We start from the raw sequence: 15,425 nt of genomic DNA, 5'->3' as shown, positions 1-15,425 counted from the left end.
CGCAATAATGGCCACTATGTCAGAAGCTGGGATGAACATTGGGTAAAGGTTTCCCCTTCGCCAAAAGACAAGGTGCGCGCGGCCGCGCGACGTGGCAAAAGGGCGCGAAATAGGAGACTTGTCATGGCAGCGACCGAAACCGCCACGCCCTTCGCCGATGTGTTCGCCCCCGCCAGCGAGGAGCAATGGCGCCAGAAGGTCGAGGCCGCCCTCAAGGGCGCGCCATTCTCCCGCCTGATCTCCAAGACCTACGACGGGTTCGACGTCCAGCCGCTTTACGCGCGCGCCAGCGGAAAACCGCGCGCCTTCCGCGGCGCCGGCGACTGGGCGGTGACCGCGCGCGTCGATCATCCCGAGGGCGCGGAAGCCAACAAGCTGGCGCTGACCGATCTGGAAAACGGCGCCAACGGCCTGCATGTGGTCTTCGCCGGCTCGGCGGGCGCCTATGGTTTCGGCCTGAAGGACGCCGCCGCCCTCGCCCTCGCGCTGGAGGGTGTTTATCTCGACGCGGGCCTGCGCATCGTTTTCGACCTGCCCGGCGACACTGCCGCCATTGTCGAAGCGATTGAAAATCGGGTCGCCGGCCATGACCTGAAAACACTCGACCTTTCGCTCGGGCTCGATCCGCTGGGCGCCGCCGCGCTCTCCGGCGAGGCGCTGGATTGGCCGAAAGCCGGCCTCGCGCTGGCCGCGCGGGTCAAGGCGCTCCATGAAAAGGGATTTGGCGGAGTTGTGGCGGCGGACGGCCGCATCGTCCACGCCGCCGGCGGTTCGCCGGCGCAGGAACTCGCCTTTGCGCTGGCGGCGGGCGTCGATTACCTCCGCGCATTGGAGGCCGGCGGCCTTTCCCTGGAAGAGGCGCGCGAAAAAATCGACTTCCGCCTCGCCGCCGACGCCGACGAATTCGTGACGCTGGCCAAATTCCGCGCCCTGCGCCGTCTCTGGGCCAGCATCGAAACCGCCTGCGGCCTGACTCCCCGGCCGATTCGGGTGCATGGCGAAACCGCGTGGCGCATGATGACCCGCCGCGATCCCTGGGTGAACCATTTGCGTTCAACGGTCGCCGTGTTTTCCGCCGGCCTCGGCGGCGCCGACAGCATCACCGTTCTGCCCTTCACCCAGGCGATCGGCCTCCCCGACGCTCTTGCACGACGCATCGCCCGCAACACCCAGTTGGTCCTGCTCGAGGAATCCAACCTCGGCAAGGTCGCCGACCCCGCCGCCGGCTCGGGCGGTTTCGAAGCGCTCACCGAGTCGCTGGTTGAGCGGGCTTACAGCCTGTTCCAGGACATCGAAAAGGCCGGCGGCCTCGCCAGGGCGCTCGCCAGCGGTCTGATCGGCGGCGAAATCGCCAAGATCGCGAACGAGCGCGCCAAGGCGACCGCGCGTCGAAAAGAGCCGCTGACCGGCGCCTCGGAATTCCCCGACATCAACGAAAAGCCCGTGGCGGTGCTGATCCCGGCGCCGGCCGCGCCCGCCGCGAACCCCAAGGCGCTCGCGCCGCAGCGCGTCGCCCATCCGTTCGAGGCGTTGCGCGACAAGGCGGAGGCAGCCGGCGCTCGTCCAAAAATCTTCTTGGCGAACCTCGGCCCGATCGCCGCCTTCACCGCGCGCGCGACCTTTGCCAAGAACGTCTTCGAGGCCGGCGGCATCGAAGCCCTGTCCAACGACGGTTTCGCCGATACGGCGGCGCTTGCGGCGGGGTTCAAGGCGTCCGGCGCCAAACTCGCGGTGCTGTGCTCGTCCGACGCGCTTTACGCCGAAAGCGGCGTCGCGGCGGCCAAGGCTTTGAAGGACGCGGGCGCGACCGTCTGGTTCGCCGGCCGCCCCGGCGATCTCGAAGCCGCCCTGCGCGAAGCCGGCGTCGCCGATTTCGTCTTTGTCGGCAGCGACGTGCTGGCGCAACTGACGGCGGCCCTCGACGCCGCGTAACTCAGGCGTGGCCATTTTGCTGCGGCGCCCAAAAAATGGCGCCGCACACGCTTTGGTCCCTATGCAATCGGGCGAAAACATGGCAGCGGTACGGCAAATACCGACATCGGAGGTTTTCCGTGCGCGCTGTCCGCAAGCTCGTTCCGCTGCTTCTTGTTCTCTCGCCACTGCCTGCCCTGTCGCAGGACGGCGGCCTCGCCTCCCGCGCCTTTGACGGCAAATGGACCATGTCCCTGCAAACCACGGTTGGCGCTTGCACGCCGTCGGCCAATGTGGTCGTCACCATTCGCGAGGCCAAGGTGGTCGGCGTTGACGGCGCCAGCGGCGAGGCCTGGGGCTATATCGACGCCAGCAACACCGTCGTCGGCCGCTTCAGCCAGGGCGAGCGGGCGCTGCGCGCCAACGGTTCGGTGAAGGGTTCGACAGCCTCGGGCGCCTGGTCGGCCAACGCTGATTACTGCGGCGGCCGCTGGACCGCGACGAAGACCAATTAAGGCTTGGATCGCAGGCGTTTGCGGCGCAGACTGCCGCCATGACCGACGTTTCGAACGGTGAAGAGCCGCGTTTCGACCTGCGTTTTTCCGCCCCGGCCGGCGAGATGCAGCGCGTCTCGCCGCTGGTGCGCCGGCTGGTCGCGCCCAATCCCGGACCCTTCACTTTTACCGGCACCTGCACCTATATCGTCGGGTCCGGCGATGTCGTCGTCATCGATCCCGGCCCCGATCTTCCTGAGCATGTCGAGGCGCTGCTGGCCGGGCTGACGGGCGAGCGGATTTCGAAAATTCTGATCACCCACACGCATCGCGACCACTCCCCCGCCGCCCGCCCGCTGCAAAAGGCGACGCGAGCGGAGATTTTGGGGTGCGCGCCGCATTTTCCCGCGCGCGAACTGGCCTTGGGCGAGACCAACAAGCTCGACGCCTCCAACGACACGGACCATGCGCCGGACCGGGTTTTGAGCGACGGCGAAATCGTGGCCGGACCCGGCTATGCCCTGAAAACCTGGACGACGCCAGGCCACACGATGAACCATCTGTGCTTCGAACTGGCGCAGGAAAAGGCCCTGTTCACCGGCGATCACATCATGGGCTGGTCCACGTCCATCGTCGCGCCGCCCGACGGCGCGATGCGGCCCTACATCGACTCGCTCGCCCGGCTGCGCGAGGCCGATCATGCGATCTATTGGCCGGGACATGGCGGGCCGATTTCGCAACCCCAGCGTTTTGTCCGCGCGCTGTTACATCACCGACGCGCGCGCGAGACGTCCATTCTCACGGCGCTGGACGCGGGCGCGCAAAAAATCCCCGAAATTGTCGAGCGCGTTTACGAAAAGCTCGATCCCCGGCTGAAAGGCGCGGCGGCGCTGTCCACCCTCGCCGCGCTTGAGGATTTGGGCGAACGGGGGCTCATCGAGACCGAAGGCGCGCCGCAACTGACGAGCGTTTTCCGGCGACGCTGAACGCGCGAAATCACCCCTTCGGCAGCAGGCGATAGGAGAACGGCGTGAAGCGCGTCGTGATCAGGATTGGCGCGGAGCCGGCGATGCGCCGGTTCCAGGCGGCGACCTTGATCTCCGGCGGGCGAGGCGGCGGCGCCGGAGCGGTGACCTCGGGCGGTGGCGGCGGAGGCGGCGGCGGCGCGGGAGTCGCGACCCGTTGCGGCGGCGGCGGGGCGGGCGGCGCGTTGAGATCGGCGGGACGCGCCGGCGGCAGCGGGACTTCCGACGTGGGTTCGGGCGTGGGCGGCGCGGCCTCGGGCGGCGCAACTTGGGGCGCGGGCGGCGCAACTTGGGGCGCGGGCGGCGCAGCCTCGGGTTTCGGCGGCTCCGGCTTGACCGGCGCGGTGACGACCTGGACGCGCCGGGGTTCGACCTGGACCGCCGTCGGAGTCGGCGCAAACATTTCGGCGACCTTGCCCAAGAAACCGGGCTCGGCTCCACCGGGCTTTGGCCGCGCCCGGGCGACGGCGTAGGCGGGGCCGGCGGGCCGATTGCAGTCGCGAATCCCCAGCCGAATCAGTTCAGAGCCGGTCAGAACCTTGTAGGTGCGGGTCAAATCGCCCAGCCGCTCGCGCACCGCCGCGGGATAGGAGGCCATCAACTGGTCGGAGACCTCGTCGTTGGCCTCTTTGTTCAGCGGATTATACGCCTTGTGGAATTTCAGCAGGCTGCTCGGATAGACGCAGACATTGGGAAGGCTCAGCGCCAGCGTGCAGGCGGAGCGGCATTCGTGCAGCCGCACCTCGCGCCCGGTCTCGGCGTAGAGACGGGTCATCGCGGCATATTGATCGACATATCCGCCGACGTCCTTGGTGACGATCACCGGGGCGTCGCCGGGCGGCGGGTGAAGATAGGTCATTCGTGCGTCGTTAGCTCATTCCGACGCAGATTGGAAACGACAGGGTAAAGACTTTATTAAGGCGAAGATTTCGCCGTCTTTACAAAGGAGATCACTCCTCGCCCGGCGCCGCGGCGCGATAGCGGGCGCGCAAATCGTCGATGCAAATCTCCGCGCCGTTTTCGACGCAGCGCCAAAACGTCCAGCCGTTGCAGGCGGGCAGGCCCTGCGCCAGCGCGCCGATCTTGTGGATGGAGCCGACAATGTCGCCGAGCGCGACGGCCCCGTCGGCGCGAACCACCACCCGCCAGCGCTTTTTTTCGTCGAACAGTTCGGCGCCGGCGGCGATTAGCCCCGCCTCGACCAGACTGGCGAAGGCGACGCGCTTTTCCTGGCGCTTGGGCAGCGGTGTGTGGAACGCCGCTTCCGGCAGCGGCTCGACAGCGGCGATTCGTTCGCGCGCCGCCGCGATATAGCCGGGATCGCGCTCACAGCCGATGAAGCGGCGCCCCAGCCTTTTCGCCACAGCGCCGGTGGTGCCGGTGCCGAAGAAGGGATCGAGCACGACATCGCCGGGTTTGGACGCCGCCATCATCACGCGGGCGAGCAGGGCTTCGGGTTTCTGCGTCGGATGGACTTTCTTGCCCTTCGCGTCCTTGAGCCGTTCGGCGCCGGTGCAGATCGGAAAAAACCAGTCGGAACGCAGCTGGCAGTCCTCGTTGCCAGCCTTCAGGGCTTCATAATTGAAGGTGTAGCCCTTGGCGTTCGCCCCCTTGCTCGCCCAGATCAGGGTTTCGTGGGCGTTGGTAAAACGCCGTCCACGAAAATTGGGCATCGGGTTGGCCTTGCGCCAGACGATGTCGTTGAGAATCCAGAAGCCGAGATCCTGCAGGATCGCGCCGACGCGAAAAATATTGTGGTAGGAGCCGATGACGAACAGGGTCGCGTCCGGCTTCATCGCCCGGTGGGCGGCGGACAGCCAGTCACGGGTGAAACGGTCGTAATCGGCGAAGGAGGCGAATTTGTCCCAGTCGTCGTCCACCGCGTCGACTTCGCTTTGGTCGGGACGGGTCAGACCGCCTTCGAGCTGAAGATTGTAAGGCGGATCGGCGAATACCAGATCGACGCTGGCTTCGGGCAAGCTTTGCAGGCTATGGATACAGTCGCCGACGAGGATCTGATCGACGGGCGCCGCCGCCATGGAGCCAAACGCGCCAGGGCGAGGAACCGGCTGAAGTCCAGTACGCGAAACCAGTTTCTGGACTCTGGAGCCGGCCGCCCCGGCGCGTTGGATACTCATGCACTCGAACCTGAACGCGACTGACTGACAAACGGAGATTAGGCGCGCCAGGGTAAAGACGGAGTTTAGAAACCGGCCGGGGATGTGTCCCTTTTCCGTACGAAAGCCTTAACAGTTTCGTAGGCTTACCTAAGGTCATGTCCGGCGCGCCCTCGCCTTGCGGCCATTACGGGCAGGTATCCAGGGACGCGACCGCCCGCACCGGGGCGAAGGAGCGGCGATGTTCCGGGCACGGGCCATAAAACCTCAGCGCCGCCAGATGCGCCGCTGTTCCGTAGCCCGCGTGCCCCGCGAATCCATAAACGGGATAGAGCCGGTCCAGCCGCTGCATCAGATTGTCGCGAGCGACCTTGGCGACGATGGAGGCGGCGGCGATCGACATCGAAATCGCGTCGCCGTTGACCAGCGCGCGCGCCGGACAGATCAATTCCGGCGCGTCGCGCCCGTCGATCAGGGCGAAAGCCGGCGTCCGCGCCAATGTGCGCGCGGCGCGGACCATGGCGGCCAGTGTCGCGCCTCTTATGTTGAGCGCGTCCACCTCCGCCGCCGGCGCCATCACCACGGAAATCGCCAAAGCCGAAGCATAAATCTCCTCGGCGAGCGCGCGCCTGCGCTTCGCCGACAGCTTTTTCGAATCGTCCAGCCCGTTCGGCAGGTTGTCCGGGTCGAGAATCACCGCCGCGACGCAGACCGGGCCGGCGAGCGGGCCGCGCCCGACCTCGTCGATGCCGGCCACCAATGCAAAACCTTGCGCGATCAGATCGCGCTCGACCTCAAAATGCGCCGACATGGTCGATGGCCTTTTTCAGCGCCCGCAGGTCGCGCCACGCCTCGGCTTTCTTGAGCGGCGCGCGCAGCAGATAGGCCGGATGCAGCATCGGCAGGGCGCGGATGGTTTTGCCGCCGCACGCGTAATCGCGCCAGTGGCCGCGCAGCCGCATGATCCCCTCTTTCTCGTCTAAAACCGTCTGCGCCGCGCAGGCCCCGAGCAGCACCAAAAAATCCGGGGCGACCAGCTCGATCTGGCGGCGGACGAAGGGCAGGCACAGGGCGAGCTCCTGCGGGGTCGGCGTGCGGTTGCCCGGCGGGCGCCAGGGCACGACATTGGCGATATAGACCTTTGTCCGGTCGAGCCCGATGGCGGCAAGCATTTTGTCCAGCAACTGCCCAGCGCGCCCGACGAACGGTTTTCCCTGCCGATCCTCGTCCGCGCCCGGCCCCTCTCCAATAAGCATCACCCGCGCATCGGGCGCGCCATCGGCAAACACCAGTTGCGTCGCGGAATTTTTCAGCGCGCAGCCGTCGAAGGCGGCGAGTTTTTCGCGCAATTCGTCAAGGGTTTGCGCGTTCGCCGCCTGCTCGCGCGCGCTGGCGGTGGCCGCGTCCTGACTCATCGCGGCGGCGGGTCTGACAGGCGCCGCAGGTTTGACGGGCGGCGCGATGGGCGCGGGGCGGGGTTTTTCGACCGGCTTGGGCGGCGGCGGCTTGGGCCGCGAAAATTCAGCTTGAGATTGCGCGAAACGGTCGAACGGGGTTTCCGCCACCAGCGTCTCAACGCCAATGTCGCGATAAAAGCGCAGCAAGGCCGCCGCGCCGTCCCGGTCGAGCGCCGTCAGGTCGATCATGGCCGTTTCTAACTGCTCCGCGACGGGCCGTCCATTTCGCACTGCGGCAAAAAACGCGTGGGATCACCATCCGACCAGTGGACAGGCGCGCGCGAACCGCTAAGACATTTGCAAAAGGCCAATCTGGCGGGAGATGCGGAAATGAGCGAACTCGAACCTCGCGAGTCCATGGATTATGACGTTGTCGTCGTCGGCGGCGGCCCGGCCGGCCTTTCCGCCGCGATCCGACTCAAACAGATCAATCCCGACTTCACCGTGGTCGTGGTGGAAAAGGGCTCGGAAGTCGGCGCGCACATCCTCTCCGGCGTCGTCATCGATCCCATCGGCCTCGACAAGCTGCTGCCGGGCTGGCGCGAAGACGCCACGCGGCCGCTCACCGTGCAGGTCCACGAAGACCAGTTCCACTTCCTTGGCGAGACCAGCGCCTACAAGCTGCCCAACGCCATGATGCCGCCGATGCTGAACAACCACGGCAATTTCGTCGGCTCGCTGGCCAATCTCTGCCGCTGGCTGGCCGTGAAGGCGGAGGAGCTGGGCGTCGAAATCTATCCCGGCTTCGCCGCGGCGGAACTGCTCTATGGCGACACCGGCGAAGTGGTCGGCGTCGCCACCGGCGACATGGGCGTGGGTCGCGACGGCAAGCCGAAGGATTCGTTTACGCGTGGCATGGAGCTGCGCGGCAAGTACACCCTGTTCGCCGAGGGCGCGCGCGGCTCGCTGAGCAAGCAGATCATCGCCAAATACAATCTCGACGCGGGCAAGGAACCGCAGAAATACGGCATCGGCATCAAGGAGCTGTGGCAGATCGACCCTGCAAAACACCGGCCGGGCCTCGTGCAGCATTCGTTCGGCTGGCCGCTCGACAGCCATACCGGCGGCGGCTCTTTCCTTTATCATATCGAGGACAACCAGGTCGCGGTCGGCTTCGTCCTCCATCTGAACTACAAGAACCCCACGCTGTCCCCGTTCGACGAGTTCCAGCGCTGGAAGCAGCACCCCAGCGTCCGCAACACGTTCGTGGGCGGCAAGCGCATCGCCTATGGCGCCCGCGCCCTGACCGAAGGCGGCTGGCAATCGGCTCCCAAGGTCGCGTTCCCGGGCGGCGCGCTGCTCGGCTGCGCGGCCGGCTTCATCAACGTGCCCCGCATCAAGGGTACGCATAACGCCATGCTGTCGGGCATCGAGGCGGCGGAGGCGGCGGCCCAGGCCGTGGCCGCCGGGCGCGCCCATGACGAATTGTCGGCCTATGACGCGGGCTGGCGCGACGGCCCGATCGGCAAGGATTTGAAGCCGGTGCGCAACGCCAAGCCGCTGTGGTCGAAATACGGGACCTTTGTCGGCATGTCGCTCGCGGGTCTCGACATGTGGACCAACACGTTCGGGTTCAGCCTGTTCGGCACGATGAGCCACGGCAAGCCGGATTACGCGACGCTGAAATTGCTGAGCGAGGTGACGCCGATCGTCTATCCCAAGCCGGATGGCGTCATTTCCTTCGACAAGCTGTCGTCGGTCTTCCTCTCCAACACCAATCACGAGGAGGACCAGCCGATCCATCTGCGGCTGGCGGATCCGAAGATCCCGGTCGAAAAAAACCTGCCGCTCTACGGCGAGCCGGCGCGGCTCTATTGCCCGGCCGGGGTGTACGAAATTGTCTATGGCGACGAGGCGACCAAGGCCGACCCGCGCTTCGTCATCAACGCGCAAAATTGCGTGCACTGCAAGACCTGCGACATCAAGGACCCCGCGCAGAACATCACCTGGACCACGCCGGAGGGCGGCGGCGGCCCGAACTATCCGAACATGTGAGTGCGCCTGACGTAAGGGCGGCGGAACTTAACGAAATTTCAATCGCGCGGACCTAGCGTGGGTTGAAGCTTGCGCGCGTTCGAACGCGCGCGGGCGCAGCGCCTTGTCGGATCCGAAAACCGGAGCGTGGGCGCCGGAGGACTCGAGCCATGTTCAGCCCGCGTCAAGTGTTCGCGCCCGCGTTTTTCATGGCCGGCTGCCTGCCTGCTCTGGCGCAGGCCTACGGCAAGAATTCGTCCCTGCCCGGCTTCGACGGACTGGTCAGCCTGCTCGGCTACGACGGTCTGCAAGGGGACCAGCGCGACCTCATGGCGCTGCTGCTGGTCGTGTTCGGCCTCCTGTTCGGCTATTCCTCGCACCTCGCCTTTCGCGACACCGGTTTTGGCGCCATCGTCAACGGCGTGATCGGCTTGGCCGGCGCCTGCCTGGCCCTCTACGCGCTCGGGCCCAAATTCGGCCTGCTGTCGCAGGTCCAGGGCCGCACTCACGACTTCCTGCTGGCGGTTCTGGTCGCGGGCGCGGCGGTGCCGGCCCTCGTCCTGTCGATGATGCTCGCAGGCTTTTTGCGCCGGGGCCTGATCAATCTCGTTCATGGGCGATTGCGGCGCGACATGGACGCCAAGCGCGCCGCCATGATCGAACCGGAACTGCCGAGCCGTATCGCGCAGGTCGTCAAGAAGTAATACGTGACCGCCTAACGAGCGCCGAGCAATTCGCCGACGCGCGCGGAAAATTGCGTCGATGAGCACGCCACACCCATGACGGGACGCTTGTCCGCGGCGAAATAGACCAATGTGCCGATCCCGATCACGGCGGGTTCGCCGGCGACGTCGGCGAGGATCGGCGCTCCGGAATAGCCGAAATTGAGCAGGCACTCGAAGGTGAAGGTTCCCGTGTTCGCTCCCGGCTTGATGGCGCATTCGCGGCGCACGGACGGCAGATAGGGACGGTCCTTGCCGTAGCCGACCTGCAGCGCCGCGCCCGATCGGGCGACGGCGGCAAACGCGAATTCGTCAAGCGCCTGGACGGCGATCGGCTTGACGGGGATCGTCGCCTCAAGGGTGATCAGCGCCCAGTCATTCGCGGCGCCGGCGGCCGTCGGCGCTTCCGTCGCAATGTAACCGGGCGCCACATCGAGACGCGCGGCAAGCGAATGCGCGCCCGGCATGCCCTTGTTCAGTCCCGCGAGAAAATGGACATGGTCCGGCGGCAGCGCCTTTCCGTTCATGTGAACGCAATGGGCCGCGGTCAGCACCAGTCTGGGTCCGACCAGCGTTCCCGTGCATTGCTTGCTGTAGCCGATTCCCCAGATGATCCGGACCGTCCCGATCGCGGAAAGCGGCCATTTGGTGGGATCGCCGATTTCACCGAAATGAACGCCGCCCTCTTGCGGCTGGGGAGCGGGTTGAGCGCCCCCCTGCGAGAAGGTCAGAGCTGCGCTGCCGGCAGCAAACAGCAACCATGCAAGCCAACGCATGGCGACCATGATCGCCTCCCTTGCGCCGCGCCCTGCAAAGCAAAAATCGGGTCCGTCGCGGCCGAAACAAAAAGCCTGTGAAGGCTATTCCCGCGCGTCGCCTTGCACAACAACCGCGCTGCCGAAGCCTAACGTCACCCCCGCGAGACCCCAAAACTTTTCGAGCTCGCTCCCTCCCACAATGCGCGCAAATCCGGATCGCGCGCGCCGCGAAAAAATTCGCCGGGCTCCAGCGACGGATAAAGATTCGAAAAACTCGCCACGCGGGTCTCCGACACCCGCCGCCGGAACTGGTCGAGGGTGAAGGCGCCGGGGTGGTCGAGCCCCGCCGCCGCCACCAGTTCGGCCAGACAATGCAGTGTGGCGCGGTGATAGTTGGCGACGCGCGCGATCTTGTCGGGCACCACCAGCGCGCGGCCCCGCAACGGGTCCTGAGTAGCGACCCCGGTCGGACAGGAGTCGGTGTGGCAAGCCAGCGACTGGATGCAGCCCACGGCGAACATGAAGCCGCGCGCGGAATTGCACCAATCCGCGCCGAGCGCCATGGCGCGGGCGATGTCGAAGGCCGTGGTGATTTTTCCCGAGCAACCGATGCGGATTCTGTCGCGCAGGCCGGCGCCGACCAGCGCGTTGTGAACAAAACTCAGGCCCTCGCGCAACGGCGTGCCCATATGGTCCATGAATTCTTCCGGCGCCGCGCCGGTGCCGCCCTCCTTGCCGTCCACGACCAGAAAATCCGGCGCCGTCCCCAGCTCCAGCATGGCTTTCACCAGAGCCAGAAATTCGCCGGGCTGGCCCAGGCAGAATTTGATGCCGACAGGCTTGCCGCCGGACAGTTCGCGCAGGCGGGCGAGGAAGGCGATCAGCTCCAGCGGCGTCGAAAAGGCGCTGTGGGCGGCCGGCGACACGCAATCTTTTCCGAGCGGCACGCCGCGAATCCCGGCGATCTCCGGCGTCACCTTGGCCGCCGGCAAAACCCCGCCATGGCCGGGCTTCGCCCCCTGGCTCAGCTTGATTTCGATCATTCTGATCTGCGGTTTTTGCGCGGTCGCCGCGAATTTTTCCGCACAAAAAGCGCCGTCGAGCGTGCGGCAACCAAAATAGCCCGAGCCGATCTCCCAGATGATGTCGCCGCCCTGCTCCTCGTGATAGGGCGACAGCGAGCCCTCGCCGGTGTCATGGGCGAAACCGCCCGCTTTGGCGCCGCCGTTCAGCGCGCGGATCGCATTGGCGCTCAGCGCGCCAAAACTCATGGCGGAAATGTTGAACACCGACGCCGAATAGGGTTTGGCGCAATCGGGTCCGCCAATCTTGACGCGGAAATCCGGATCGGCCTGCGGGCGCGGCGCGAAGGAATGCAGCAGCCATTCGTAGCCGTCGGAATAGGTCGCGAGGTGGGTGCCGAACGGCCGCTTGTCCAGTTGCATCTTGGCGCGCTGGTAAACCAGGGCGCGGCGGTCGCGCGAGAACGGCGCGCCGTCGGTCTCGCTCTCGAAGAAATATTGGCGAATTTCCGGGCGCATCTCTTCGAGAAGGAAGCGCAGATGCGCCAGGATCGGATAATTGCGCAGCACCGCATGCCGGGTCTGGACAAGGTCATAGACGCCGAGCGCGCTGAAGAAACCGAAGAAGGCGACAAGCCAAAGCCAGCCGCCGCCCGCATTCAGCGCCAGCCAGAACGCCCAGCCCAGGCCGCACACGCTGACCAGCAGCGCCCAATGGCGCGGCGCGAAGATCGCAACAAGTCCTGGCATGACGCTCCCCCGGCGAATCCGACGAAAGCTACACTATAGGAGGCGTAACTTTTGCGAAAACGGTGGCTCGGTTTCGCAGCCGCGCAAGGACGGCTTGCGTCGAGCGCGCTATCTTGCAAGCAAGTTTCAAGACAAGGAGCCCGAACCTGTCCGACACGGCCAAAAAGATTCCGCCCGCTCTGGTCTTCGCCGCCGGCTGCCTGATCGCCCTCATCTCCTTCGGGCCGCGTTCGGTGATGGGCGTGTTCCAACTGCCGGTCTTCGCCAGCCGCGATTGGGGCGCCGGACATTTCGCCATCGCCTTGGCGTTGCAGAACCTGCTCTGGGGTCTGGGACAACCTTTTGCCGGCGCCATGGCCGACCGGTTCGGCGCGCGTCCCGTCCTGATCGTCGGCGGGCTTTTCTATGCGCTCGGGCTGGCGCTGATGAGCGTGGCGCCTTCCGGCTTGACGTTCGACCTTTCGGCGGGGCTGCTGATCGGCCTGGGCCTGTCGGGCGCCTCGTTCAATCTCGTGCTCGGCGCCTTCGCCAAACTGCTGCCGCCGAAACGCCTGTCCTACGCGTTCGGCGCGGCGACGGCGGCGGGCTCGTTCGGCCAGTTCCTGTTTTCGCCGCTCGCCGGCGGCCTCGTCGCCAATATGGGCTGGGAGACGACCTGCGTGATCTTCGCCGGCGTCACCGCGCTGATCGTCCCGCTCGCCTTCGTGTTGAAAACGCCGCCCGGCGATTTTTCGGCCAGCGGCGGGCAAACCGCCGTGTTTCGCCGGGCGATGGCGCATAAATCCTATGTGCTGCTGTCCCTGGGTTTCTTCACCTGCGGCTTCCAGCTCGCCTTCATCACCGTGCATTTCCAGCGCTACGTCGTGGAATCAGGGCTTTCCCCGGAGCTCGGCGCCTGGGCCTTCGCCCTGGTCGGCGTCTTCAACATTTTCGGATCGCTGCTCTCGGGCTGGCTGGGCGGTTTCGTCTCGCGGCCGTATATCCTCGCCTTCATCTATTTCGCCCGATCGCTCGCCACCGCCATTTTCATCGCCCTGCCCGCGACCTCGGAGACCACGCTGATCTTCGCGGCGGTGACGGGCATGCTTTGGCTGTCGACGGTGCCGCCGACCTCGGGGGTGATCGGCCGCATGTTCGGCGCCGGCAATCTGTCGATGCTTTACGGCTTCGCCTTTTTCCTCCATCAACTCGGCGGATTTTTTGGTGTGCTGCTCGGCGGTTTTGCGCGCGCGGCGACGGGCTCGTATACGCCGGTTTGGCTGCTGTCGATCGCGCTCGGCGTGATCTCCGCGCTGCTGAACCTGCCGGTCGCGGATCGCCAGGCGCCCTTGCCCGCCGCCCAGCCTGCGGAGTGAATCCATGAGTCCTTTTGTCATCGCGCCGCCGCCCCAGCCTTCCGCGCCCGTCGCCGGCGGCGGGCTGTTTCCGGTGCGACGCATCTTTTGTGTCGGCCAGAACTATGCGGAGCACGCGCGCGAAATGGGCGGCGATCCCCAGCGCAATCCGCCGTTCTTCTTCACCAAGCCAGCCGATTCGCTCGTCACCAGCGGCGCGGATGCCCCCTACCCCAGCTTGACCAAGAATCTCCATCACGAGATCGAACTGGTGGTCGCATTGGCGAGCGGCGGCGTGAATATGGCGCCCGAAAACGCCAGGGCGCTGATTTTCGGTTATGCCGCTGGCATCGACCTGACCCGCCGCGACCTGCAAGCCGAGGCGAAGAAGGCCGGACGCCCCTGGGACATGGCCAAGGGGTTTGATGGCTCCGCGCCGCTGGGCCTGATCCGCCCCGCAGGCGCCTGCGGCGAGGTCGGCAAGGGGCGCATCGCCCTGTCGGTCAACGGGAGCCCACGCCAGCAAGGCGATCTCGCGGACATGATCTGGTCGGTCTCCGAAATCATCGCCATCCTCTCGACCCATGTCGCGCTGGCGCCGGGCGACCTGATTTTTTCGGGAACCCCTGCCGGCGTCGGCCCGGTCGAGGCGGGCGACTTCTTGAACGGCGAGATCGAGGGCGTCGGCGAGGTGACGACGCGGATCGTATGACCTGTCACGCAGACGCAACATGAGTGTGTTTCTAGCTTCTTCATGAAGACACATTCGTTTGCAGCCGCCTGATGCGCATTCTCGTCGTCACGGACGCCTGGCGCCCCCAGGTCAACGGCGTGGTGCACACGCTCGAGGCGGTGGCGCGCGCCATGCCAGAAATCGGCGCGACCATGGATTTCCTGACCCCTCAGGGTTTTCCAACCGCGCCGATGCCGACCTATCGCGAGATCAGGCTGGCGCTCGCCTCCCCCTGGGAGGTCGAAAAACGCATCGAGGCGGTCGCGCCGGACCACATCCACATCGCCACCGAGGGGCCGCTGGGCCTGACGGCCCGCCGCCTGTGCCTGATGCGCAACGTGATCTTCACCACCAGCTATCACACGCGCTTTCCCGAATATTTGTATGCCCGCACCCGTTTCCCCATGGGGCTGTCTTACGCGGCGCTGCGCGGTTTTCACAACGCCGGCGCGGGGCTGATGGCCTCGACGCAGCGGCTCGCCGACGAGCTGGAGGCGCGCGGTTTTCGCAAACCGATGATCTGGTCGCGCGGCGTCGACCAGGACCTGTTTCATCCCCGCGAGAGCGTGCTCGACCTGCCGCGCCCCATTTTCCTCTACGTCGGCCGGGTCGCGCCGGAGAAGAACATCGAGGCTTTTCTCTCGCTCGATCTGCCGGGGTCGAAGGTGGTCGTTGGCGATGGCCCGGCGCGCGCGAGCCTCGAAACAGCGTTTCCGCAAGCGCATTTCCTGGGAACGAAGCGCGGCGAGGAGCTGGCGCGCCTCTACGCCAGCGCGGACGTCTTCGTCTTTCCCAGCCTGACCGACACTTTCGGCATTGTGCTGCTGGAAGCGCTCGCCTGCGGCGTTCCCGTCGCCGCCTTCCCCGTGCAAGGGCCAGCCGACGTCATCGGCGACAGCGGCGCCGGCGTTCTGTCCAATGACCTGCGCGCCGCCTGCCTGGCGGCCCTGGACATCCCGCGCGCCGCGGCGCGCGCGCTTTCCTCGCGCTACACTTGGCGCGCGAGCGCGGAACAGTTTTTGGCAAATGTGATCGCCGCACGCGAATCCGCGCAGGCGCAAAACCTGTCCTGGGCGCGGCGCCCCTGCGCCGAGGCCGTTTAATCGTCACAAAAGCTTCGCCGCCATG

At 66.1% G+C, this 15,425-nt stretch carries 14 protein-coding genes; 8 read left to right on the top strand and 6 right to left on the bottom strand.

From position 1 onward, the window contains the following. The first annotated feature begins 123 nt into the window (after positions 1–123). The 3 genes from GJ654_RS01595 (at position 124) to GJ654_RS01585 (ending at position 3,391) form a co-directional block, all read left to right on the top strand. Positions 124–1,932: a methylmalonyl-CoA mutase subunit beta gene (locus GJ654_RS01595; RefSeq protein ID WP_155444333.1), complete on the top strand. Its 1,809-nt coding sequence runs from the start codon at positions 124–126 to the stop codon at positions 1,930–1,932. A gap of 119 nt (positions 1,933–2,051) precedes the next feature. After that, positions 2,052–2,426, top strand: a complete 375-nt coding sequence (locus tag GJ654_RS01590) for a hypothetical protein (RefSeq protein ID WP_155444332.1) — start codon at positions 2,052–2,054, stop codon at positions 2,424–2,426. A 38-nt stretch (positions 2,427–2,464) separates the two neighbouring features. Then, on the top strand, positions 2,465–3,391 hold the full coding sequence (locus GJ654_RS01585) for an MBL fold metallo-hydrolase (RefSeq protein ID WP_155444331.1): 927 nt from the start codon (positions 2,465–2,467) through the stop codon (positions 3,389–3,391). Positions 3,392–3,401: 10 nt separating this feature from the next. Here the strand turns inward: GJ654_RS01585 and GJ654_RS01580 are convergent, their stop codons facing one another. The 4 genes from GJ654_RS01580 to GJ654_RS01565 all read right to left on the bottom strand — a co-directional run bounded on the left by GJ654_RS01580 (position 3,402) and on the right by GJ654_RS01565 (position 7,193). After that, complete coding sequence (locus GJ654_RS01580) at positions 3,402–4,289, bottom strand: hypothetical protein (protein WP_155444330.1); 888 nt, start codon at positions 4,287–4,289, stop codon at positions 3,402–3,404. A 91-nt stretch (positions 4,290–4,380) separates the two neighbouring features. Next, positions 4,381–5,568 carry a site-specific DNA-methyltransferase gene (locus GJ654_RS01575; RefSeq protein ID WP_425540367.1) on the bottom strand — a complete coding sequence of 396 codons (1,188 nt, stop codon included), beginning with the start codon at positions 5,566–5,568 and terminating at the stop codon, positions 4,381–4,383. Between the two features lie 166 nt (positions 5,569–5,734). After that, positions 5,735–6,358 carry a ribonuclease HII gene (locus GJ654_RS01570; protein WP_155444328.1) on the bottom strand — a complete coding sequence of 208 codons (624 nt, stop codon included), beginning with the start codon at positions 6,356–6,358 and terminating at the stop codon, positions 5,735–5,737. Further along, positions 6,342–7,193, bottom strand: coding sequence for a uracil-DNA glycosylase (locus GJ654_RS01565; RefSeq protein ID WP_155444327.1), 852 nt, complete (start codon positions 7,191–7,193; stop codon positions 6,342–6,344). Before GJ654_RS01565 ends, GJ654_RS01570 begins: the two co-directional genes overlap by 17 nt. A 141-nt stretch (positions 7,194–7,334) precedes the next feature. Here GJ654_RS01565 and GJ654_RS01560 point away from each other — a divergent pair, with 141 nt between their 5' ends. Together GJ654_RS01560 and GJ654_RS01555 are read left to right on the top strand one after the other, a co-directional pair. Next, entirely contained in the window at positions 7,335–8,999 is a 1,665-nt protein-coding gene (locus GJ654_RS01560) for an electron transfer flavoprotein-ubiquinone oxidoreductase (RefSeq protein WP_246664527.1), read from the top strand. A 149-nt stretch (positions 9,000–9,148) separates the two neighbouring features. Then, the gene (locus GJ654_RS01555) at positions 9,149–9,682 is read left to right on the top strand and encodes a hypothetical protein (protein ID WP_155444326.1); all 534 of its coding nucleotides are present in this window, start codon (positions 9,149–9,151) and stop codon (positions 9,680–9,682) included. Positions 9,683–9,693: 11 nt separating this feature from the next. On the opposite strand, the gene GJ654_RS01550 is transcribed toward GJ654_RS01555, so the two are convergent. Together GJ654_RS01550 and GJ654_RS01545 are read right to left on the bottom strand one after the other, a co-directional pair. Further along, positions 9,694–10,485: a trypsin-like serine peptidase gene (locus GJ654_RS01550; protein ID WP_155444325.1), complete on the bottom strand. Its 792-nt coding sequence runs from the start codon at positions 10,483–10,485 to the stop codon at positions 9,694–9,696. Between the two features lie 125 nt (positions 10,486–10,610). Continuing rightward, positions 10,611–12,230: an FMN-binding glutamate synthase family protein gene (locus GJ654_RS01545; protein WP_155444324.1), complete on the bottom strand. Its 1,620-nt coding sequence runs from the start codon at positions 12,228–12,230 to the stop codon at positions 10,611–10,613. A 113-nt stretch (positions 12,231–12,343) separates the two neighbouring features. On the opposite strand from GJ654_RS01545, the gene GJ654_RS01540 reads away from it, so the two are divergent. The 3 genes from GJ654_RS01540 (at position 12,344) to GJ654_RS01530 (ending at position 15,400) form a co-directional block, all read left to right on the top strand. Continuing rightward, entirely contained in the window at positions 12,344–13,585 is a 1,242-nt protein-coding gene (locus GJ654_RS01540) for an MFS transporter (protein WP_246664526.1), read from the top strand. A gap of 4 nt (positions 13,586–13,589) precedes the next feature. Beyond that, complete coding sequence (locus tag GJ654_RS01535; protein WP_155444323.1) at positions 13,590–14,276, top strand: fumarylacetoacetate hydrolase family protein; 687 nt, start codon at positions 13,590–13,592, stop codon at positions 14,274–14,276. 71 nt (positions 14,277–14,347) lie between these two features. Next, positions 14,348–15,400: a glycosyltransferase gene (locus GJ654_RS01530; RefSeq protein ID WP_155444322.1), complete on the top strand. Its 1,053-nt coding sequence runs from the start codon at positions 14,348–14,350 to the stop codon at positions 15,398–15,400. Positions 15,401–15,425: the final 25 nt, after the last annotated feature.

Origin of the sequence: Rhodoblastus acidophilus (assembly GCF_009720655.1) — a bacterium.
Lineage (GTDB): Bacteria > Pseudomonadota > Alphaproteobacteria > Rhizobiales > Beijerinckiaceae > Rhodoblastus > Rhodoblastus acidophilus_A.
This window is presented reverse-complemented; position numbering and strand designations above follow the sequence as displayed.